The organism is Micromonospora saelicesensis (assembly GCF_900091575.1).
Lineage (GTDB): Bacteria > Actinomycetota > Actinomycetes > Mycobacteriales > Micromonosporaceae > Micromonospora > Micromonospora saelicesensis.
On the sequence record NZ_FMCR01000003.1, the window covers coordinates 338,125 to 357,582 of the forward strand.

Annotated in this window: 16 protein-coding genes and 5 tRNA genes; 9 read left to right on the forward strand and 12 right to left on the reverse strand. The window is 73.3% G+C overall.

Annotated features, from left to right (window positions below; translation table 11 throughout):
- Window positions 1-126 precede the first annotated feature (126 nt).
- Complete coding sequence (locus GA0070561_RS14580) at window positions 127-708, reverse strand: TIGR03086 family metal-binding protein (protein ID WP_091400756.1); 582 nt, start codon at window positions 706-708, stop codon at window positions 127-129.
- 82 nt (window positions 709-790) lie between these two features.
- On the reverse strand, window positions 791-1,393 hold the full coding sequence (locus tag GA0070561_RS14585; protein ID WP_091400759.1) for a TetR/AcrR family transcriptional regulator: 603 nt from the start codon (window positions 1,391-1,393) through the stop codon (window positions 791-793).
- A gap of 387 nt (window positions 1,394-1,780) precedes the next feature.
- Here GA0070561_RS14585 and GA0070561_RS14590 point away from each other — a divergent pair.
- From GA0070561_RS14590 to GA0070561_RS14600, 3 genes are all read left to right on the forward strand, one after another.
- Window positions 1,781-1,853: transfer RNA gene (locus tag GA0070561_RS14590), tRNA-Gly, on the forward strand.
- A gap of 34 nt (window positions 1,854-1,887) precedes the next feature.
- Window positions 1,888-1,958: transfer RNA gene (locus tag GA0070561_RS14595), tRNA-Cys, on the forward strand.
- A 13-nt stretch (window positions 1,959-1,971) separates the two neighbouring features.
- Window positions 1,972-2,046: transfer RNA gene (locus tag GA0070561_RS14600), tRNA-Val, on the forward strand.
- 63 nt (window positions 2,047-2,109) lie between these two features.
- Here the strand turns inward: GA0070561_RS14600 and GA0070561_RS14605 are convergent.
- Both GA0070561_RS14605 and GA0070561_RS14610 read right to left on the reverse strand, forming a co-directional pair.
- Window positions 2,110-2,583 carry a winged helix-turn-helix domain-containing protein gene (locus GA0070561_RS14605; RefSeq protein WP_091402095.1) on the reverse strand — a complete coding sequence of 158 codons (474 nt, stop codon included), beginning with the start codon at window positions 2,581-2,583 and terminating at the stop codon, window positions 2,110-2,112.
- 177 nt (window positions 2,584-2,760) lie between these two features.
- The gene (locus tag GA0070561_RS14610) at window positions 2,761-3,495 is read right to left on the reverse strand and encodes a GNAT family N-acetyltransferase (RefSeq protein WP_091400761.1); all 735 of its coding nucleotides are present in this window, start codon (window positions 3,493-3,495) and stop codon (window positions 2,761-2,763) included.
- Window positions 3,496-3,611: 116 nt separating this feature from the next.
- Here GA0070561_RS14610 and GA0070561_RS14615 point away from each other — a divergent pair, with 116 nt between their 5' ends.
- On the forward strand, window positions 3,612-4,193 hold the full coding sequence (locus GA0070561_RS14615; protein WP_091400764.1) for a TetR/AcrR family transcriptional regulator: 582 nt from the start codon (window positions 3,612-3,614) through the stop codon (window positions 4,191-4,193).
- A 47-nt stretch (window positions 4,194-4,240) separates the two neighbouring features.
- Window positions 4,241-5,197 (forward strand): NADP-dependent oxidoreductase, encoded by a 957-nt coding sequence (locus GA0070561_RS14620; RefSeq protein WP_091400766.1) that lies wholly within the window; start codon window positions 4,241-4,243, stop codon window positions 5,195-5,197.
- A gap of 170 nt (window positions 5,198-5,367) precedes the next feature.
- Here GA0070561_RS14620 and GA0070561_RS14625 read toward each other — a convergent pair whose 3' ends face one another.
- Window positions 5,368-5,610 (reverse strand): DUF6458 family protein, encoded by a 243-nt coding sequence (locus tag GA0070561_RS14625; RefSeq protein WP_091400768.1) that lies wholly within the window; start codon window positions 5,608-5,610, stop codon window positions 5,368-5,370.
- Window positions 5,611-5,757: 147 nt separating this feature from the next.
- On the opposite strand from GA0070561_RS14625, the gene GA0070561_RS14630 reads away from it, so the two are divergent.
- Together GA0070561_RS14630 and GA0070561_RS14635 are read left to right on the forward strand one after the other, a co-directional pair.
- Window positions 5,758-5,830, forward strand: a tRNA-Gly gene (locus GA0070561_RS14630).
- A gap of 26 nt (window positions 5,831-5,856) precedes the next feature.
- A tRNA-Val gene (locus GA0070561_RS14635) sits at window positions 5,857-5,931 on the forward strand.
- 86 nt (window positions 5,932-6,017) lie between these two features.
- Here GA0070561_RS14635 and GA0070561_RS14640 read toward each other — a convergent pair.
- From GA0070561_RS14640 to GA0070561_RS14655, 4 genes are read right to left on the reverse strand one after another with little or no spacing between them, the layout of a single operon-like run.
- On the reverse strand, window positions 6,018-8,777 hold the full coding sequence (locus GA0070561_RS14640; RefSeq protein WP_091400770.1) for an FtsX-like permease family protein: 2,760 nt from the start codon (window positions 8,775-8,777) through the stop codon (window positions 6,018-6,020).
- The gene (locus GA0070561_RS14645) at window positions 8,774-11,935 is read right to left on the reverse strand and encodes a permease (RefSeq protein WP_091400772.1); all 3,162 of its coding nucleotides are present in this window, start codon (window positions 11,933-11,935) and stop codon (window positions 8,774-8,776) included. The genes GA0070561_RS14640 and GA0070561_RS14645 overlap by 4 nt, the downstream gene beginning before the upstream one ends.
- A gap of 7 nt (window positions 11,936-11,942) precedes the next feature.
- Window positions 11,943-12,665: an ABC transporter ATP-binding protein gene (locus GA0070561_RS14650; protein WP_091400774.1), complete on the reverse strand. Its 723-nt coding sequence runs from the start codon at window positions 12,663-12,665 to the stop codon at window positions 11,943-11,945.
- Window positions 12,662-13,594: an ABC transporter ATP-binding protein gene (locus tag GA0070561_RS14655; protein ID WP_091400776.1), complete on the reverse strand. Its 933-nt coding sequence runs from the start codon at window positions 13,592-13,594 to the stop codon at window positions 12,662-12,664. The genes GA0070561_RS14650 and GA0070561_RS14655 overlap by 4 nt, the downstream gene beginning before the upstream one ends.
- A gap of 239 nt (window positions 13,595-13,833) precedes the next feature.
- Here GA0070561_RS14655 and GA0070561_RS14660 point away from each other — a divergent pair, with 239 nt between their 5' ends.
- The gene (locus tag GA0070561_RS14660; RefSeq protein ID WP_091400778.1) at window positions 13,834-14,826 is read left to right on the forward strand and encodes a Rossmann-fold NAD(P)-binding domain-containing protein; all 993 of its coding nucleotides are present in this window, start codon (window positions 13,834-13,836) and stop codon (window positions 14,824-14,826) included.
- A gap of 15 nt (window positions 14,827-14,841) precedes the next feature.
- On the opposite strand, the gene GA0070561_RS14665 is transcribed toward GA0070561_RS14660, so the two are convergent.
- Window positions 14,842-15,816, reverse strand: a complete 975-nt coding sequence (locus GA0070561_RS14665; RefSeq protein ID WP_091400781.1) for an Acg family FMN-binding oxidoreductase — start codon at window positions 15,814-15,816, stop codon at window positions 14,842-14,844.
- A 194-nt stretch (window positions 15,817-16,010) separates the two neighbouring features.
- Here GA0070561_RS14665 and GA0070561_RS14670 point away from each other — a divergent pair, with 194 nt between their 5' ends.
- Window positions 16,011-16,649, forward strand: a complete 639-nt coding sequence (locus GA0070561_RS14670) for a response regulator (protein ID WP_030488585.1) — start codon at window positions 16,011-16,013, stop codon at window positions 16,647-16,649.
- A gap of 16 nt (window positions 16,650-16,665) precedes the next feature.
- Here the strand turns inward: GA0070561_RS14670 and GA0070561_RS14675 are convergent, their stop codons facing one another.
- Window positions 16,666-18,339, reverse strand: coding sequence for a sensor histidine kinase (locus GA0070561_RS14675; RefSeq protein ID WP_425255902.1), 1,674 nt, complete (start codon window positions 18,337-18,339; stop codon window positions 16,666-16,668).
- A 97-nt stretch (window positions 18,340-18,436) separates the two neighbouring features.
- Window positions 18,437-19,420 (reverse strand): Acg family FMN-binding oxidoreductase, encoded by a 984-nt coding sequence (locus GA0070561_RS14680; RefSeq protein ID WP_091402099.1) that lies wholly within the window; start codon window positions 19,418-19,420, stop codon window positions 18,437-18,439.
- Between the last annotated feature and the right edge of the window lie 38 nt (window positions 19,421-19,458).

The window sequence follows — 19,458 nt, forward strand, 5'->3', positions numbered from 1 at the left end:
GGAGCGAGATGGCCGGCCAGTCGCCGACCACAGATGCGCGGTGACGCATGCGCATCTGTGGATATCAGTCTCCCGAGGTCACGGCAAGGTCCCGAGCCGCTGTCGCACGAACAGATCGAGATTTGCTCAGTCGCTCGGCGCCCAGTCGGGGTCGCGGCCGAACGCGGCCAGCAGGTGGTCCTGCTCGTCGGCGTCGTCGGGCACCTGCACGCCGGTGTGGACCAGGTTGTTGCGCCGGTAGCTGTCGATCTGGCCGGCGAACCACTGCGCGGCGGCGTGCACCGCGTCCGGGTCGAGCCGTGGCTGCGCGCCGATCGCCACCGCCACGTCCCAGCCGTGCACGAGGTGCTCGGCGAGGAGTTGCTGGAGGTACTCCACGGCCGGGGTGTCGCCGCTGGAGAGGTGCACGGTGCGATCGATGGTGCCGGGGTGGGCGGCGGCGACCTCGGCCTGCGCGGCGGCCTCCCGGGCCGTCGCGATCGGGTCGGCGCCGAGTTGGTCACCGTCGAGCCGGTCGCCGACCTCGGCGATGGTCCGGCCGGCGAGCAGTGGAACGCTCCACCGGTCCTCGGTCACCACGTGGTTGACGAGCGTGCGGACGTCCCAGTCCGAGCAGGGTGTCGGGTCGGACCACTGGCCGGGCTCGATCTGATCCACCCGGTCGATGAATTCGGCCAGGCTCCGGCGGTACGCCTCCAGGAGATCCATGCTGCCGATTGTTCCGGTCGACGGGGCGGACTGAGCCCGTTTTGCCCGGCCCGGTGTGGGGGATCGGTGCTGGCTACCCAGCTCAGTCCAGGTCGGCCGGGTCCAGGCCGAGCTCTCGGGAGGTGACCAGCCGGACCCACTCGCCGAACTGGCGGCGGGAGATCACCCGGTCGTGCACGGCGAGTTGGACGGCGAGGCCGTCCATCACCGCGCTGATCCGCCAGGCGGCCCCGTCGGGGTCGGCGCACTGGAAGGTGCCGTCGGCCACCCCGGCGGTGATCACCGCGGCCAGGTCCTGCCGCCAGCGCAGGTCGAGTCGCCGGGAGACCTTCTCCAACTCCGGGGTACGCAGCGACTCGGACCAGCCGTCGATCCACATCGACCAGGAGGTCGCCCGCCCGGCCGGGGTGTAGAGCTTGAGGATCCGGCGGAGCTTGGTCAGCGGTGCGGCCGAGGAGCGGGTCACCGCGTCGAGCCGGGCCAGATCCTGCTCGACCGCGTACGCGAAGGCCTGCGCGAGCAGCCGTTCCTTGGTGGCAAAGTGGTAGAAGACCAACGCCTGACTCACGCCCGCGGCATTCGCCACGTCCGCCGTCCGGGTGTTGGCCAGACCGCGCTCCACGATCACGTCGCAGGCGGTGCGCAGCAGGGCATCCAGGCGGATCTCGGCCGCACGTCTCGTCACGACCGTTACCGTAGCCCATCCGACTGAACACGAACAGTTACCACCACGCGTCGATCGACGCGGTGACAGTCGGAAGCCGGACACTTCTTTCGGGTGTCGTCGGTCGTTCCACGGAGAGTGTTCACCGAGGTCCGCTGGCCAGTGTCGAGTCACGGAGACGTCGATCGTCGGGCATGCGACGCGATGATGACGATCATTGCCGAGGAATGTCGGAGTGTGACGGTCCGTGCTGGATCCAGACACCGGGTCAGCCCCCTAGGAAGCCCGCCGAGGGTGACTCCGCTCCAGCCCCGGCCACCCGGGACGCGCCGAGGCGACCCCGAGTTGGCAGTCAAACACCCACTCGGCTAAAGTTCTCATCCGTCACCCGGGAACGTCCGGGGGCGTGCGGACGTAGCGCAGCTGGTAGCGCATCACCTTGCCAAGGTGAGGGTCGCGGGTTCGAATCCCGTCGTCCGCTCGGAGCTGCCGCCACGTATGACGGGGGCAACCTCGGTGGGGTGGCCGAGAGGCGAGGCAACGGCCTGCAAAGCCGTGTACGCGGGTTCAAATCCCGTCCCCACCTCGGCAACAAGCACGGGCGATTGGCGCAGTGGGAGCGCGCTTCCTTGACACGGAAGAGGTCACTGGTTCAAACCCAGTATCGCCCACCAGAGGAGAACGGCTCGTTACCGGAAGACCCGGTGACGAGCCGTTTCGCTTGTGGCGCCACGTCATCAGTCGACGCTGAGCCGGTACCCGATGCCCCGGACGGTGTGCACGCGCAGGGCATCGTCGACGGCGTGCAGTTTGCGACGTAATCGCTTCACGGCTGAGTGCAGGACCGACGTGTCGCCGAGGAACGCGCAGCCCCAGACCGATTCGAAGAGCCTCTGGTACGTCCAGACTCCGACCGGTGCGGTGGCGAGTTGGGTCAGCAGGTTGCGCTCGAGTCGGGTCAGGGCCAGCGGTTCTCCGCGCCACGTCACCCGATGGTCGAGCGGGTCGATGGTGAGGTCGCCGAGGTTGATCTGGCCGGCCACGGCCGCGGCTGGAGCGGCTGCGACTACGGCCGGAGCGGGGGCGGACGCGGTGGTGGGGGTGGGGAGCCGGGCCGGCCCGCTGATGACCGGCCCGCCGATCATCGCCTGCAACTCCGCGAGGTCGGTGCAGATCACCAGGGTGCCGAGTCCGTCCAGGCGCCGCACCATCCGCTCGCGCACCGACACGTCGGCGGTCACGCAGAACACGAGGGACACATCGTCGATCACTGTCGTACCTCCCCAGGCGCCAGTAAAAGACAACGCTGTCTGAACCCCGTAGTCAATGGTTTCCGGCGGGCGGCCACCCCGTGATCCACTCGGGCTCGCCGGGTCGGGCGCTCGCTTTCAGAAGGTCAACAGGCGGAACTCGCCCACCGGCCGGAAGCCGAGGCCGCGGTAGACCGACTCGCCGACGGCCGACGAGGTGAGGGCCGCGGTGCGCGCGCCCCGCTCGCCAGCCAGCTCGATGGCGGCCCTGGTCATGGCCGCGCCGATACCCCTGCGGCGCTGCTCCGGCTGGGTGCCGATGAAGTAGAGGGTGACCAGACCGTGGCTGATCCAGGCGACGGCCGTCGCGACGATCCGGCCGTCATCGAGGCGGCCGGCCAATCGGAGCACGGTGCCGTCGCCGGTGAACGCCTTCTCCCGTTCGATCGTCGCCGCCACACCGTCCGCCGGGATTCCGGACACCCGGGCATAGGCGGGGACGAACGTGGCGAGGTCGGTGGTCTCGGCGATCTGCACGCCGGCGGGAGGCGGCACCTCGGCCACCGCCCCGATCCCCACCGTCATGATCGGCATGCGGGCGACCTGCACCGCGCCGAGGGAGACCAGGCCGTCCGCGGTGCCGGCGTCGCTGTCCGGGCCAACCCACCAGATCCGGGGTACGCCGTGCAGGCGCTTCCGGGCCTCGGTGAGCGCGTCCTGCGGTGTGCGCCCGAGCACTCGCAGCACTCCGTTGAGGGGTGCGTGCGGCACGTCACTGCGGTAGGTCGGGAGGTCCGGCCCCCCGGCGACACCGATGTTCCAGCCGAGCAGGTACGCCCGGTGCGCGGCCAGCACCGTGTCGAGAGACTCCATGATCTGGATCGTAACGCGAGGACTGCACACCTCTCGGCCAGCGGAAACGGCTCGGATCGGCGGCTGTGACCGGCGGTACTTTGTCGATCGTTCCAGATAGCGGGTAGCGTTCAGCCATGGCCCGCACCCGTGAGTTCGACCTCGACGCCGCGGTCGACGCTGCCATGGACGTGTTCCGGAGCAAGGGCTACGAGGGCACCTCCATGCGGGACCTCTCCGAGGCGACCGGCCTGGGCAGCGGCTCGATCTACGCGGCGTTCGGCAGCAAGGACGGCCTCTACCTGGCGGTGCTCGACCTGTACCGGCAGCGCTACGCCACACCGATGGTCGATCTGCTGCGCTCGGGCAACGACGCGCGGGCGGTCATCCGTGAGGTGTTCATCGGCACGGTGGACGACATCACCGGCGACGGCCGGCACCTCTCCTGCCTCATCGTCGGAGCGTCGATGGAACGGGCGCACCAGGATGTGCGGGTCGCCGAGCGGCTTCGCTCAACCACCCAGTCCCTGGAGTTGGCGCTCTACGACCTGCTCGCCGAGGCGCAGTTGCGGGGTCAGATCACCACCGATCGCAGCGCTACCGACCTGGCCGGCTTCCTGGTCACCAGCCTTCAGGGCCTGCGGGTGATGGGTGCCATCAACCCGGACCGGGCGGCGCTGACGCGTTACGCCGAGGTCGCGCTCACCTGCCTGGACTGAACCGCCGGACCCGGTGGTCGGACGGTCACCCGAATGAGGAGTCGAGCATGAGAGCGGTCGGACTGCTGCGCTACGGCGGGCCCGAGGTACTGCGGGTGGTCGACCTTCCGACGCCGCACGCCGGCCCGGGCGAGGTCCGCATCCGGGTACGCGCCGCAGCGGTCAACCCCGCGGACACGCTGATCCGGGCCGGTATGACGCCGGTGCGACTGCGCGGCGACGACCCGCTGCTGCCCGGCCAGGACATCGCCGGCACCATCGACGAGGTGGGCTCCGGCACCAGTGGCGCACTCGCCCCCGGTGACCCGGTGATGGCAATGGTCAACCCGACCCGGGCGGCCGGCGGCGGGTACGCCGAATGGGTGGTGCTCCCGGAGGCCTGGGTGGTGCCTGCTCCGGCGGGCGCGTCACCCGCCGAGGCGGCCACTCTGCCGTTGAACGGGTTGACCGCCCTGCACGCCCTGGACCAGTTGCGGCTGCCGCCCGGCAGCACCCTCGCGGTGACCGGCGCGGCCGGTGCCGTCGGCGGGTACGCGGTACAGCTCGCCAAGGCCGCCGGTCACCGGGTGTTGGCCGACGCGGCGCCGGGTGACGTCGAACTGGTCGCCGCGCTCGGCGCCGACGTGACGGTGACCCGAGGTCCGGGTGTCGCCGACCGCTTCCGGGAGCATGCGCCGGACGGGGTGGACGCCGCTGTCGACGCCGCGTTGCTCGGTGGTGCGTTGCTGCCTGCGGTGCGCGAGGGCGGTGTCGTGGCGCTGCTGCGCGGCGGGCCCGATCCGGTGCTGCGGGCGCAGGCCGACCTGCGGAGGATCGCCATGGTGTCCGCGTACGTGCATGAGTACGACGGGCGCCGCGACAAGCTCGACCTGCTTCGGCGACTCGCCGAGGAGGGCGCGTTGACCCTGCGGGTCGCTGGCCGGTTTCCGCCGCAGGAGGCGGCCCGCGCGCATCAGCTCCTGGAAGCCGGAGGGGTGCGCGGCCGGTTGGTCATCGACTTCTGATTCCGCCGCCGGCACCAATGGAGCATGGCGGTCCACTCACCGGCCGGGGCACCTACCCGACGTCTGCTGCGGCGCGGGGTCGCCGGTGCGACAGGCCGGCCGCCTTCAACGGGGCGGCCGGCCGAAAACTCCGTGATCTGGCGGCTCCGCCAGCGGTGGAGCTGGCCGGGTCACAGCGGCGGCGCGATGTCCCGCCGCTCCTCGACCTGGCGGTACTCCACCGGCTGCTCGGTGGTGGTGACGACCTGGCGGCGGCGACCCCAGATCAGCGTGGTCATGATCAGGCCGAGCACGCCGGCGCCCATCAGGATCCAGCCGACAACGTCGAGGTTGATGCCGCCGACGCTCGCGTCCAGTGCGAAGGTGAGGATCGCGCCGAGCGCGATCAGGAAGATGCTGGTGCCGATACCCACGACAGCCTCCTTAAGGGGGTGTGGTGCGCTGTCGAGCCCTTCAGTACCCCGGCCGAGACCAGCGCAACCGCGACCGGCCAGGGTGCCGTGCCAAGCGATCTTGGCATCGGGTAGAGTTCACCTGTCGCCGGCGCTTGCCGGAGACGTGCGGACGTAGCGCAGCTGGTAGCGCATCACCTTGCCAAGGTGAGGGTCGCGGGTTCGAATCCCGTCGTCCGCTCGCGATGCGCCCCACGGGGCCGCCACGGGCGATTGGCGCAGTGGGAGCGCGCTTCCTTGACACGGAAGAGGTCACTGGTTCAAACCCAGTATCGCCCACCATCCATACAAGCGGATCAGATGACCCGTCACCGGATATCCGGTGACGGGTCTCGTCGTTTCTGCTTCCGGCATGGGGAGACCATCGGTCACTCACCCGCGCGGAGCACCTCACTCAGCCGGTCGCGTCGCCGCAGCGCCGACTCGACAGGTACGACAGTGGCGGCCGTCGCCAGCAGCGCCACGCTGACCAGGCCCAGCAGCCACCACGGCAGGACCGCCGCCGGGTCGACGGCCTGACCGGTGAGCAGCCGCAGGTCGAGCGGGCCGAGCGTCAGGCGTGCGAGCAGGGCCCCGAGTAGCGGCCCGCACACCGCGGTGACCACGACCGGCGGCAGCAGTTCTCCGGCGGCGACCCAGCGGGCGTCACGTGGCCGCAGTCCGAGGGTCCGCAGCCGGGTCAGGGTCTGCCACCGCTCCGACGCACCGGCGGCGGCGGCGAGCGTGAGGCCGAGCAGTCCCAGCGCCAGCAGCACCGCGGCGGCCGTCCACGCCAGCCGTACCAGCCCTGCCGTCAGCGGCGCCACCCGCTGCGCCCGCAGGACGTCCGCACGCAGCACGACGTCGGAGGCGACCCCGGTGTTCGACACGGCCCGCCCCGCACCGGGGCCGGTCACCCAGACGGTATTCGGAACGGCGGGCAGCCCGGCGTCGGCGAGGGCTGCGGCGTCCACGATGACGACGTCGTTGGTGCCGGCGATGGCGGGAGCGGTACCGACGGCGGCGAGACGGATCGCCGGGGCGTCGTCCCGGGGTAGCTGCAGCCGCGTACCGGTCCGCAGATCGCCGTCAGTCGAGCGGACCAGCGCTGGGACCTCCCCGGGGCCAGGGCCGGGTGCCGTGAGCCGGGCCAGCGCCGGCGCGTCGGGCAGCGGGGTGGTGGCCAGCAGACGCCGGAACGCTGCGGTGTCCACGATGACCAGGCGTGGGGTGAGCAGCGTCGATTCGGTGAAGACGCGTGCCGAGTCGGTCACCTGCGCGACGACGACCTGCTCCACCCCGGGTGCGGCGGCGATGCGCTCGGCGAGTGCGGGCGTGGCCGCCTCGGCGTCGCCGCCCACGTCGAGGCGGGCGTCGGCGCCGACGGTGCTCCACGCGCCGTCGGTCAGGCCCCGGGTGACGGTGGCACCGAGGATGAGCGCGAACGACGCGAGCGCCGTGGTGCTGACCAGAACCAGCAGCGGCAGCGCACGCCCGGCCGTTGTGGCCGCCTGGGCGGCACTGAACACGGCCAGCGGCCGGCGCGAGCGCAGGGCCTGTCGGAGCGCGAACCGCGCCCCGAGGGGCAGGAGCCGGAGCAGGACGAGCGCGCCGACGAGCGCGCCCAGAGCGAGGGCGCTGATCGGCAGGATGAGGTCGCCGGTCAGCTCACCGGTGTCGCCGTCGGAGGCGACGGGCAGGAGCCCGCGCTGATGCAGTGTGACGAAGGCGGCGACCGCGGCGATCAGGACAGCGGCCTCCACGGCGGCGCGGCGCAACTGGCCGGTGGCCCGGAGCCAGCGCCGAGCGGCCGGGTTGGCGGGTTGGCGCCGATCACGGCTGGCGCGGGCGGCGGCGAGGGTGCCGAACGCCGGCCCGGCGACGGCACCGGCCAGGACCACAGGAACGGACCAGGTCCAGGAGACGCCCGGAGCGACCGCGCGCGCGAGCGCGAGCCCGACGGCGGCGGCCGACAGGGACACCACTGTGGACTCGATGATCAGTTCCGCACCGAGGTCGGGTAGCGCCGCCCCGCGCTGCCGGGCGGCGCTCAGCACCGGGGTACGGCGGCGGACCAGCAGGTCGGCGGCGAGCAGCAGGACCAGCACCGTGGCGGTCAGTACCCCTGCGAGCAGGACGGCGGCCTGTGTGGAAGCGGCACTGTTCCGCGCACGGGCGTCACGCAGGGCGGTGTCGAGCTGCGATTCCCACTTCAGGGATTGCTCGCGGTCGCTTGATGAGCCGGAGGTCGCCTTGAGCTTGACCACCTGGCTGGCGAGCGCCGCGGTGGCGTCCCAGGTGAGCGCGTCGGGAACGGGTGCGAAGTGGACGGTGCGCCGCAGTTGGTCCTCGTCGACGGCGAGCCGGGCGTCCGGTAACGACTCACGCGACAGGAGCCCGGCGAACCGGGTGGTCCCCACGCCGTCGGCGCCGGGTACGGGGCGCAGTAGCGCCGGGGCGAGCCGCCAGGCTGGGTCGGCGCTGTCCGCGGGGCGGTAGATCCCGCTGATCCGGACGTCCTTGTCGCGACCCTGGCCGTCCCGGACCGGGATTCGAGCACCGGGGCCGAGGTCGAGTGCGGCGGCGTCCGCCTCGGAGAGGCCGACCTGCACCGGCCAGGGCGGCCCGTCGTAGGGGGTCTCGACGTACTGGTCGGAGACGGCGGAGCCGGGCGGGCTGCCGGCCACCCAGGTCACGTCCGGGCCGCCGAGGTCACCGGCCAGGTAGGTGAACTGGAAGGTACGCGGCACGTTGCCGCCGGTGATGCTGAGGATCGGGCCGTCGACAGCGGCGACGGGCGGAAGCAGCGCGGCGTCCAGGTCGGGCCCGAGCGCGTTTGTCGCCCGGGCTCGGAAGTTGTCGAGTTCCTCGGCGAGGCTGGGCATCCGGACCCGCCCGCCGGTCGGCCCGTCGTCGCGTTCCCAGTTGGCGTGTACGAGGACGTTCGAGTCGTTGCCGGCGCGGCGGACCGTGTCCTGGACGGCGTTGTCGGCGGCGGCGCGGAGCAGCGCCGGCGCGGCCCCGGCGAGCAGCGCGACGGCCGCGATGACGGTGGCAGTGAGCAGCAGCGCTCCGGCGTCGGTACGGCCACGGCCGCGGATGCTGGGCCAGTGCAGCGCCGGCCACCGGCGGGTCAGCCACCGGTTCACGGGGCCACCCGCAGGTGCGCGGCGTCGGCCCGGCGGACCTGGACGGTGACCACAACGGCGACCGCCAGCATGCATCCGGCCAGCAGTACGGCGAGCAGTGCGGCCTCGGCCGGCCACGGCCAGTGTGGCTGGGTGGCCGGGACGGGCGCGGCGCCGGTCTCGGAGCGTACGAGCAGGGGAGCGACGACGCGGGTGGCGAGCGCGCCGACGGCCGCGCCCACCGCGAGCAGGGGCAGCAGAACGCCGGCGTGCTGGCCGAGCAGCACGGCCCGGATGCCGCGCCGCGACATCCCCAGGCCACGAAGCCGCGTCACCTCGACGGCGCGGACCTGGAGATCACAGGTGACGTGCAGGACGACGCCGGCGAGCAGCAGCAGGGCCGCGGCCGGGACGATGAGGCGGAGCGCGGCCGGCAGCCCGGCGTGCAGCGGGCCGCCGGTGAGGCGGGCGGTCTCCGCCTCGCGGGTCGCGACGGTGCCCAGGTGCAGGGCGGTGGCCCGCTCGACGGCACCGGGGCCGGCTGGGTGGCCGACCCACCAGGCGTCGACCGGGAACGTCAGGTCGCCGGTGACGGCACGGGCGCGGGACAGCGTGTCCAGGTCGGCCAGGACGGCGACGGCGCCGGGGGCGGACGGTACGGTCGGCACGACCTCGGTGACGACGACCGGGACGGGCGTGATGCCGACCGTGACGCTGAGCTGACTGCCGCTCTCGGCACCGACCTCGCTGGCAAAGCGGGCGGAGACGGCGACGGGCACTGCGCCGGGGTCCGGGAAGGCGGTGGCGACGAGGGTCCGGGCGGCGTCCTCGGCGCCGCCGAGATCGACGGTCGCGGCCATCCGCAGGGTGGTTCCCGTCGGGGTGGCGGACACCATGACGGTCGGGTCGCTCAACCTGCTCGGGACCGGCGGCGCGGACGTGGCGGTCCAATCCGATCCGTCGGTGGGCCTCTCCGCCGATTCGGCCGGCGGCACGGTGAGTGTGACGGCTACGGTGACGCGTCCGCCGACGGAGTCGGCGGTGACCGGCAGGACGACCGCGACGAGGCGCAGCCCGTCAGCCGCCGCGCAGGCGGGCAGCCGGAACTCCTGGCCGTCGAGCGGTACGGCCGGACCGGTGCAGGACGTGCGGAGGCCGGTGGCGTCCTGCAGCATCAGCCGGGGCGTCACGGCGAGCGGGGTGTCGCCGGCGGTCCCGCTCAGGACGAGCGGGGCGCCAGCCGGAATGGCGAGGCCGGTGACCCGGGTGCGTGGTGCCAGCGTGGCGCCCACGTCCGCCCATCCGCGGTCGTTGTCCAGCCGACCGCGCAGCAGCGCGTCGGCGCGGGTGGTGTCGACGGCGACCAGGCGCGGCGCGTCGCCGGCGCCGCCGAGCCACTGACCGACGGCGGTACCCCGGTCGAGGGCCGGACTCACGGCCCCCGCGGTGGCCGCGCTGACGACCGCGCCGTCTCCGGCCACCGGCGCCGTGCCGAGGGTGAGTGCCAGGTCGGTGCCGACGGCGAGCGCGGCCTGGTCGCGCTGCGACTGGTGCCACGTGTCGTCGAAGGCGAGGCCGAAGGTTCCGGCCGCGCAGGCCAGTCCGACGAGCAGCCCGGCGGCGACCGCTCGTGGCCGGCGGGCGGCCTCGGAGACCGCCAGCGGGAGCGCCAGCCCGCGGGCGCGGTACGCCAGCCGGTCGGCGCCGCGAAGGGCGGGCAGTACCACCCGGAGAGCCAGGGCGACGCCTGCGGTGAGCAGCAGCGCCGGCGCGACAACCCGGACCACGTCGGCGCGTGGGCTGGCGGCGGTGGGCTGCGCGTACAGCTGCCACCATCCGGCGGCGGCGAATACCGCGAGCATCAGGTCGGCGCCGGATCGGGCCAGCAGTTCGCGGCGGGTGCGCTGGTCGCCGGCTGCCGGGACGGGCCGGATCGCCAGGGCGATGAGGACGGCGGCGAGCACCAGTGCGCCGCCGACGACCGCGAGGACCTGGGCACCGGCGATGGCCGGCCGGACGGTCAGGCCGGCGCCGTCCAGCGGTGGCAGGTGGGTCAGGCCGGCGTGCAGGGCCGACGAGGCCGGTATCGCGAGCGCGGCGGCGACGGCGGCGACGAGCCCGGCCTCGAGTGTCGCGGTGGCGGCGAGTTGGCCACGGCTGGTGCCCAGGGCGGATCGCAGTGCGGTCTCGTCGGCCCGTATGCCCGTGGTGAGTCGGCCGGCGAGGACGAGTGCCGTCGCGGCCAGGACACCGCCGAGGACGGCGATGGCGAGCACGACGGCGGCGGTGACGTGCCGTTGGTCGTCGGCGGCCCGCAGGGTCAGCGGCAGTTCGGAGGCGACACGTGCGAGCCGGACGCGGTCGCCGAGGGTGCCCGCCAGCCGGCGGTCGGCACCGCCGACGGCCGCGGCCACGGTCTCCAGGTCGTGGCGGTTGCTGTGGGACAGGTCCGGATGGGCGGTGACCTCCAGCCGGTCGACTGTGGCACCGGTGGTGACCAGGTCGGCGAGGTCGACGAGGAACGGGCCGTAGGCGTTGACCGGCTGCTGGAAGCGGCCGTCCCGGTAGCCGGTGGCGGAGCCGGCCGCGGCCAGCGGGTCGCGGTCCCAGCCGCGCCCGGGCAGCGGGCGTACCACACCGACGACGACCACGTCGATGGCCGGGACGGGCGCGTGGGCCAGCTCGGCGCCGAGGCGTACCCGGTGACCGGGGGTGAGGCCGAGCAGTTGTGCGGTGGACTCCAGCAGCACCGCGTCGCCGGGGTGCTGTGGCCAGCGCCCGGTGACCAGCTCGCCTCGGGTCGGCAGGTCGTCCAGCCCTGACAGGTACGCCTGGGCTCCGACGGTGGTGCCCTTGGCGAGCGCGGGCGGCAGCGCCCGCAGCACCGTCGACGCCCGCGCGGTTGTCGTCACCGGGAACGGTGCGAGCGTGGAGGCCACCACGGTGCGGGTGTCGGCGGCGACGGACGGCGTGTCCCGGCCCTCGACGGTGCCGGTGTAGACGGTCACGTCGACGGTGGCGGGGGCGGCGCGGGCCATGGCGACCTCCAGCGCCCGCTCGGCGGTGCGGGTGGTCAGCAGGGTGCAGGTGCCCAGCAGTGTCGCGCCGATCGTGACGACCCCGAGCAGGGCTGCCAGCAACGGCCACTGCGCGCGGGCGCGCCGGCTGACCAGCCTCATCGTCGCGTCACCCGGCGTCCGGCACGGGAGCGTACGGCTGCCCGGCCGCCTGTTCGTCGAGGTGTCCGTCGTGGATCCGGATCACCCGGTCGGCCAGGGCCATCATCACCGCGTCGTGCGTCGACACCAGTACGGTGACGCCCTCGGATTCCACTATCCCGCGCAGCAGGGCCATCACCGACAGGCCGGTCTCGGCGTCCAGTTGCCCGGTGGGCTCGTCGGCGAGCAGAAGCTGGGGCGAGGCGGCCAGCGCGCGGGCGATCGCCACCCGCTGCTGCTGGCCGCCGGACAGCTCGGCCGGGCGTTGCCGGGCGTGGTCGGCCAGGCCGATCAGCTCCAGCAGCAACTCGACCCGCCGCTCGCGCTCGGTCGGGGCGACGCGGGCCATCCGCAGCGGGGCCGCGACGTTCTCCGCGGCCGACAGCACCGGGATCAACCCGAAGCTCTGGAAGACGTACGACACCTTCTCGCGCCGCAGCCGGGACAGGCCGTCCTCGTCGAGCGCGGTGACGTCGGTGCCGTCGACGTGCACGGTGCCGGCGTCCGGGCGGTCCAGACCGCCGATGACGTTGAGCAGGGTGGTCTTTCCCGAGCCGGACCGGCCGACCAGCGCCACCATCGAACCGGCGGCCACGTCGAACGACACCCCGTTCAGGGCGTGTACGACGGTCGGCCCGGTGCGGAAGCGCCGGTGTACTCCGCGCACGCTCAGCAGCGGTTCGCTGCTCATTCGCCGCTGCCCGAGTCGGGGCGGATCGTGATGTGGTCGGGTTCCAGGGCCAGCCGGACCCGTCGGGTCAGCGCCAGCGCCTGGCGGAACTCGCGGGGCACCTGGACCCGCCCGGCCCGGTCCATCACGGCGTACTCCTCGGCGATCATCTGCGTGTCGCCCTCCGCGTCGGTGGTGCTGCGGCGCAGCACCTCGCTGCTGGTGCGCCCATCCCGGATCGCGACGGTCCGTTCGACCTGGCCGCTGACCTCGGGATCGTGGGTCACCACGACCACGGTGACGCCGTAGCGCCGGTTGACGTCCCGCAGCACGCCGAAGACCTCCGCGGACGTGGCGGCGTCCAACTCGCCGGTCGGCTCGTCGGCGAGCAGGACCCGCGGCTGGTTGGCCAGCGCCACCGCGATCGCGACCCGCATCTGCTGCCCTCCGGAGAGTTGCCCGGGGCGGCGATCGGCGCAGTCGGCGACACCGAGGCTGTCCAGCAGTTCGGCCGCGCGCTCCCGGCGCTCCTTTTTCGCGGTGCGGGCCGCCGTCATCGGCAGGTCCACCATCTCCCGTGCGGTCAGGTAGGGGATCAGGTTGCTCGCCGTCTGCTGCCGTACGAACCCGACGGTGTGCCGCCGGTAGTCGACCCGGTCCGCGCGGGACATCGTCAGCAGATTCCACCGGTCGACCCGGACCCGCCCGGCGGTGGGGGCGTCGATGCCGGCCAGGATGGAGAGCAGTGTCGACTTGCCCGATCCGGAGGCACCGACGACGGCGACCAGCTCACCGCTCTCCACGGCCAGGTCCAGGCCCTGCAGTGCCTGCACCTCGATCGAACCGGTCTGGTAGATCCGCACCAGGTTCTCGCAGACGATGAGCGCGTCCCGGCCGAACTCGGGTGCCCGCGCGGATGGCTGCGGCAGGGTCAGCGGTGTGCTGGGCATTCCCTACTCCGTCCGGGTTGTGCGCCTCGGTTGCCCGTGCTGACGCAGATTGAAGCAGTTTCGCAATCGGTGGCTTCGTTGACCATGCCCTGGCCGGCTTTCCTGCATGGTGGACGAGGGCCGATGTGAACGACCCGAGCGGTGTCTCCCGAGCACCGGACCCGGGTTCTGCCACGGGCAGATCCGCTGCCGGTGAACAGGGGTGCCCTTCGCCGGCCGTTGCCGGCAGGGTGGAGCGCATGAGACTGCTGGTGCTGGGCGGTACGGGCTTCGTGGGCGGGGCCACTGTCACCGAGGCCGTGCGCCGTGGCTGGTCGGTGACGGTGTTCAACCGGGGGCTGCACGGCACGGTGCCGTCCGGCGTACACCGGTTGCGGGGTGACCGCACCGCGCCGGACGGTCTGGCGGCGCTGACCGGCGGCGAGTGGGACGTCGCGGTGGACACCTGGGACGGTGCGCCGCGGGCCGCCGGGGACGCCGCCCGCGCCCTGGTCGACACGGTCGGCCACTACGTGTACGTGTCCAGCGGCTCGGTCTACACCGACCATGCCGCGGCGGGGTTGCAGGAGGACTCCCCGGTGGTGGACGCCGACCCGGGCTCCGTCGACGGCGACTATCCGCAGCTCAAGGCCGGTGCCGAGCGCGCCGTGCGGGAGGTGTTCGGTCAGCGCACGCTGGTCGCGCGGGCCGGCCTGATCCTGGGCCCGGGCGAGGACATCGGTCGGCTGCCCTGGTGGCTACGGCGCGTCGAGGGGGGCGGGGACGTGCTCGCCCCCGCGCCGGCCGACCTGCCGGTCCAGTACGTCGACGTCCGCGACCTGGCGGGGTGGATGCTCGACGCGGGCGCCCGGCGGGTGGGTGGCACGTTCAACGCGGTCGGTCCTCCGGCGCAGACCACGATGGGCGAGCTGCTCGACGCGTGCGTGACCGCGACCGGTGCGGACGCCCGCCTGCGGTGGACCGATCCGGCGTCGATCCTCGCCGCCGGGGTGCAGCCGTGGAGCGACCTGCCGATCTGGCTGCCGCGCGGGCACCCGTACCGGGGATTGCTGGAGCAGGACGTGACCCGGGCGCAAGCCGCCGGGTTGACCTGCCGACCGGTGGCCGAGACCGTCGGGGACACCTGGCGCTGGCTGCGCGAGGTCGGCGCGGTTCCGCCGCGCGCCGGGCGACCGCGGCGCAGCTCGATCGGGCTGGACCCGACAGTGGAGGCCGCCGTGCTCGCCGCCTGACCGTGCTCCGGCGGGTCAGGCGGACACCACCGGCAGGTCCAGCACCTCGTCGACGCCACGTCGGGGGGTCGGCCGACCCGGCTGGCCGTACCCGATCCGCAAAGCCATCTGCGGTGTGCCGAACCGGCCCAGGGACAGCCGCAGTTGTTCCCGCGCCGTGGGCACCTCGATGGGCTGCGAGAGCATCGACACGCTGAGTCCGGCGTCCGTGGCGGTGAGCAGCAGGCGTTGCAGGGCCTGCCCGGCGATCACCTGGTCCACAGCGGTGTTGCCCATCGAGCCCAGCACCCCCACCAGGGGTTCCGGTTCGAAGTCCCGTCCGGGGGCGCGGTCGCGCCCACCGTAGCTGCGCGTCGGGAGGACGTCCTGCGGCTCGCCCTGCGGACCTCCGGCCGAGCCGGGCACACCGTCCGGGGTCGACTCCCGGCGCAGCCATCCTTCCCGTTCGGCCCGGTACGCGGGGTCGCGCTCCAGCACCCGGTGCGCGCTGCGCGCGATCTCCCCGAACGCGGAGACCGCGCTCACCCCGATCAGCAGCTCCAACCAGCACTGCTCGGCACGGGCCGCCTCGCCGAGGCGCCACCGGGCGTCGGCCGGCACCGGGTCCGGCCAGAACGGCAGGCGGTTGCTGAACCGGCGCGGGATGGCCCCGTACAGGCTCTGCTCGGCGGGGGTGGGTCGGCGCGGAAGGTCCGGTACCAGCCGGGCCAGCAGGTCCGGCTCGGCCGGGTCGGGGCGCAGCCGCACCCGGGCCGGGACGCCGGCCACGGCCAGGGCGATCCGCAGATTGAACAACGCGGCGCCGCAGGCGATCCGGACACCCCACCCGCTCGGGTCGGTCGCCGGCAGCCGGCGGGCCGGGTCGGCCAGCACCTCGATGCCGCCGTCGCGCAGCCGAAGCCGCCACGGTTGGGTGTTGTGCAACGACGGTGCCCGGACCGCGTCCACGGCGGCGGTCCGCAACTGGGCTGCGGTGTAGCCGATGTCCATGTCGGTGCTCCTCTCCCGCTGGGCCGGTGGCTGGTGGTGCCGCGGTGGCCGGCGTACCTTCACGGTCCATCGTCCGGTGGTCACCGAGCAGGGCCGGACGTCCCGACCAGTCGGGTCCGAGCGCCCGCGCGCCGCCTGCCGATCGGGACTTTCGGCCCGTGCGGTGGGCCGTGGGTAGCGGGTAGAAACGAGGGATGATCCGTGTGTTCCTCCTCGACGACCATGAGGTCGTCCGCCGTGGCCTGGCCGACCTGTTGCAGAGCAGCGGCGACATCGAGGTGGTCGGCGAGTCCGGCTCGGCGCAGGAGGCGGCCCGCCGCATCCCGGCGTTGCGGCCCGACGTGGCGATCCTCGACGCGCGGCTGCCCGACGGCAACGGCATCGACGTGTGCCGTGACGTCCGCGCCGTCGACTCGTCCATCAAGGGCCTGATCCTCACCTCGTACGAGGACGACGAGGCGCTGTTCGCGGCGATCATGGCGGGTGCCGCCGGGTACGTGCTCAAGCAGATCCGTGGCACCGACCTGGTCGACGCGGTGCGCCGCGTCGCGGCCGGGCAGTCGCTGCTCGACCCGGCGATCACCACCCGGGTGCTGGAGCGCATCCGCAACGGCGTCGAGCAGCCGCGCGAGCTGAGGTCGCTCACCGAGCAGGAGCGGCGGATCCTGGAGTACGTGGCCGAGGGGCTGACCAACCGGGAGATCGCCGGGCGGATGTTCCTGGCGGAGAAGACGGTGAAGAACTACGTCTCCAGCGTGCTGGCCAAGCTCGGCCTGGAGCGCCGTACGCAGGCCGCCGTTCTGGCCACGCGCCTGCTCGGCAAAACGCCCTGACCCAGGGTCGCAGGGGTCAGTCGCGCAGCGGCACGGTCCAGCGCACCTCGGTGCCGTGCGGCTCGCCCGGGGCGATCGTGAAGGTGCCGTCGAGGCGGCTGGCGCGTTCGCCCAGGTTGACCAGGCCGCCCCGGGCGGCTGCCGGGTCGCAGCCCACCCCGTTGTCGGTGACCACCACGGTGACCTGGCCGGCGTCGACGCGTACGACGACGTCGACGCGGGTGCACTGCGCGTGGCGGACCACGTTCGACAGCGCCTCGCGCAGCACTGCGGTGAGGTCCGGGCGGATGGCGTCCGGCACGGCGCTGTCCACCGGCCCGGTCAGCTCCAGGTGCGGCTTGAAGCCCAGCGCTTCGGCGGACGCCTCGATCTCCGCACGGATCTCGGTGCGCAGCTCCGAGGTCATCGGCGTACGCAGCTCGAAGATCGTCCGGCGGATGTCCCGGATGGTGGCGTCCAGGTCGTCGACGGCTGCGTTGATCCGCTTGGCCACCTCTGGGCGGGCCATCGGTGCGGCGCTCTGGAGTTGAAGGCCGGTGGCGAAGAGCCGTTGGATCACCACGTCGTGCAGGTCGCGGGCGATCCGCTCGCGGTCCTCGAGGACCACCAGCAGTTCCCGTTCCTCCTGGCCGCGCGCCCGTTCCATCGCCAGCGCGGCCTGCCCGGCGAAGCTGCCCAGCAGCGTCAGGTCCTCCTCGCTGGCGCCACCGCCGCGCTCCGGCCGGTGCGCCACGATCAGCACACCGTGCAGCGTTTCGGCGGTGGCGAGTGGTGAGATCATCGCCGGGCCGGTGTGCAGCAGCGCGGGCCACGGCGCGGCGTGCGCCAGGTCGTCCACCTGGTCGTGCCGGCCCTCGGCGACCGCCGCGCCGAAGCTGGTGTCGACGGCGGGAAGGACCGCGCCGATGAGCGCGAGGGCCTGCTCGTCGGCGCCGTCGACCACCTCAACGGAGAACTGCTCGGTGTCGCTGTCGTAGAGCAGCACCAGTGCCAGCTCGGCCTCGGAGACCTCGCGGGCTCGGCGGGCGACCAACGCCAACGCGTCGGTACGGCGTACCTCGCCCAGCAGCACCGTGGTGATCTCGGCGGTGGCGGCGAGCCAGCGTTCCCGCCGGTGCGCCAGGGCGTACAGGCGGGCGTTCTCGATGGCCACGCCGGCGGCGGCGGCGAGCGCGACGACGATCTCCTCGTCGTCCTCGGTGAACTCCGCGCCGCCCTGCTTCTCCGCCAGGTAGAGGTTGCCGAAGATCTGGTCGCGGATGAGGACCGGCACGCCCAGGAAGCTGTGCATGGGCGGGTGGTTGGCCGGGAACCCGTAGGAGCGGGGGTGCTGGGTGATGTCGGGCATCCGCAGCGGCCGGGGATCGTCGATGAGCAGACCGAGCACGCCCCGCCCGTGCGGCAGGTCGCCGATCCGCTCGTGCTGCTCGGGCGTGATGCCGTGGACGATGAAGTCGTGCAACAGCCGGTCCGGGCCGACCACGCCGAGCGCGCCGTACCGGGCGCCGACCAACTCGCAGGCCGCCTGCACGATGCGTTGCAGGGTGGTGCGCAGATCCAGGTTGGTGCCGATACCGACCACCGCGTCGAGCAGGGCCCGCAGGCGCTCCCGGCTGGTCACCACCTCACCGACCCGGACCAGCATCTCCTGCAACAACTCGTCGAGACGGACCCGCGACAACGGGCTCAGCCCGAGCGACGGTGCCGGGGATGGTTCCGGACGGGGCGACGGCACGCTGCTGGTCACCGGGGGATGGTAGCGCCGGTGCCGCTCGTCGCCAGACCCGTCAGCCGACGGCTGAGGTGTCGACCACCTGCGCGGTGCTCAACCGCGGCGTGTGCGGCGGGCCGGAGTGTGCCGGGTCCGCGATGCCCAACCGCAGCACGAGGTACGGGAAGCCGATCCCGGAGAGCAGCTGCCGCAGGGTCTGCCGGGTGCCCGGCACCTCCACCACCGCGCTGAGCGGCACCACTGACACGCCGAGGCGGGTGGCGGTCAGCCAACCGGCGGAGAGTGCCTCGCCGGCACGCAACCAGCTGTCCCGTTCGTCCTCGTCGCCGTGCAGCATCGCGTACACCGCCATCCTGTCGTGGCCCGGGCCAATCGGCAGGCTGCCGGGACGACCGAAGTCCCGGCCCGGCACGGTGGTCTGCGCGGGCTGCTCGGGCAGCACCTCCGCCGGCAGGCCGGTGCCCGAGCCGGCCCGGCTGGTCCAGTACGCCAGCTCGGTGCGCAGCTCCGGGTCCTCGGCCTCGACGGTGTCGGCGTGCGCGGCCGTGGCGGCCAGCTCCAGCACCTGGTCACGGTCGAGGACCTGCAACCGGCAGCCCTCCGCGTTGACCGCCCGGGTGATCTCCTCGATCGCCGTGGGCGGAACCGGCTCGTCGCTGAGCGGCCGCCGGTCGGTGTGTCGCACCTGCATGCACTGCACCATGCGCATGGCGTCCGGGTCGGCCCCGGTGTGGCTGAGGTCGGTCAGCCGGGCCAGCAGCTCGCTGTCGCCCGGGTCGGGCAGCCGCTCCACCACGGCGCGCCATCCCTCGGCGGCCAGCGCCAGTCGGGCGTGGTGCAGGGCGGTGCCGCAGCTGACCGCGAGCAGTCTCCCGTCGGGGTCGCTGGCGGCGAGCTGTCGGTCGGCGACCGAGCGCAGCTCCAACGCGTCGGGCAGCACCCGCCAGCGCCACGGCTGGGTGTTGTGCACCGAGGGGGCGTGGCCGGCGGTGGCGGCGGCCTCCGCCAGCGCGGTGGTCAGCTGACTTTCCTGACTCATGGTCACGACCTTTCCGTCTCTGCTCATCGTGCCGTACG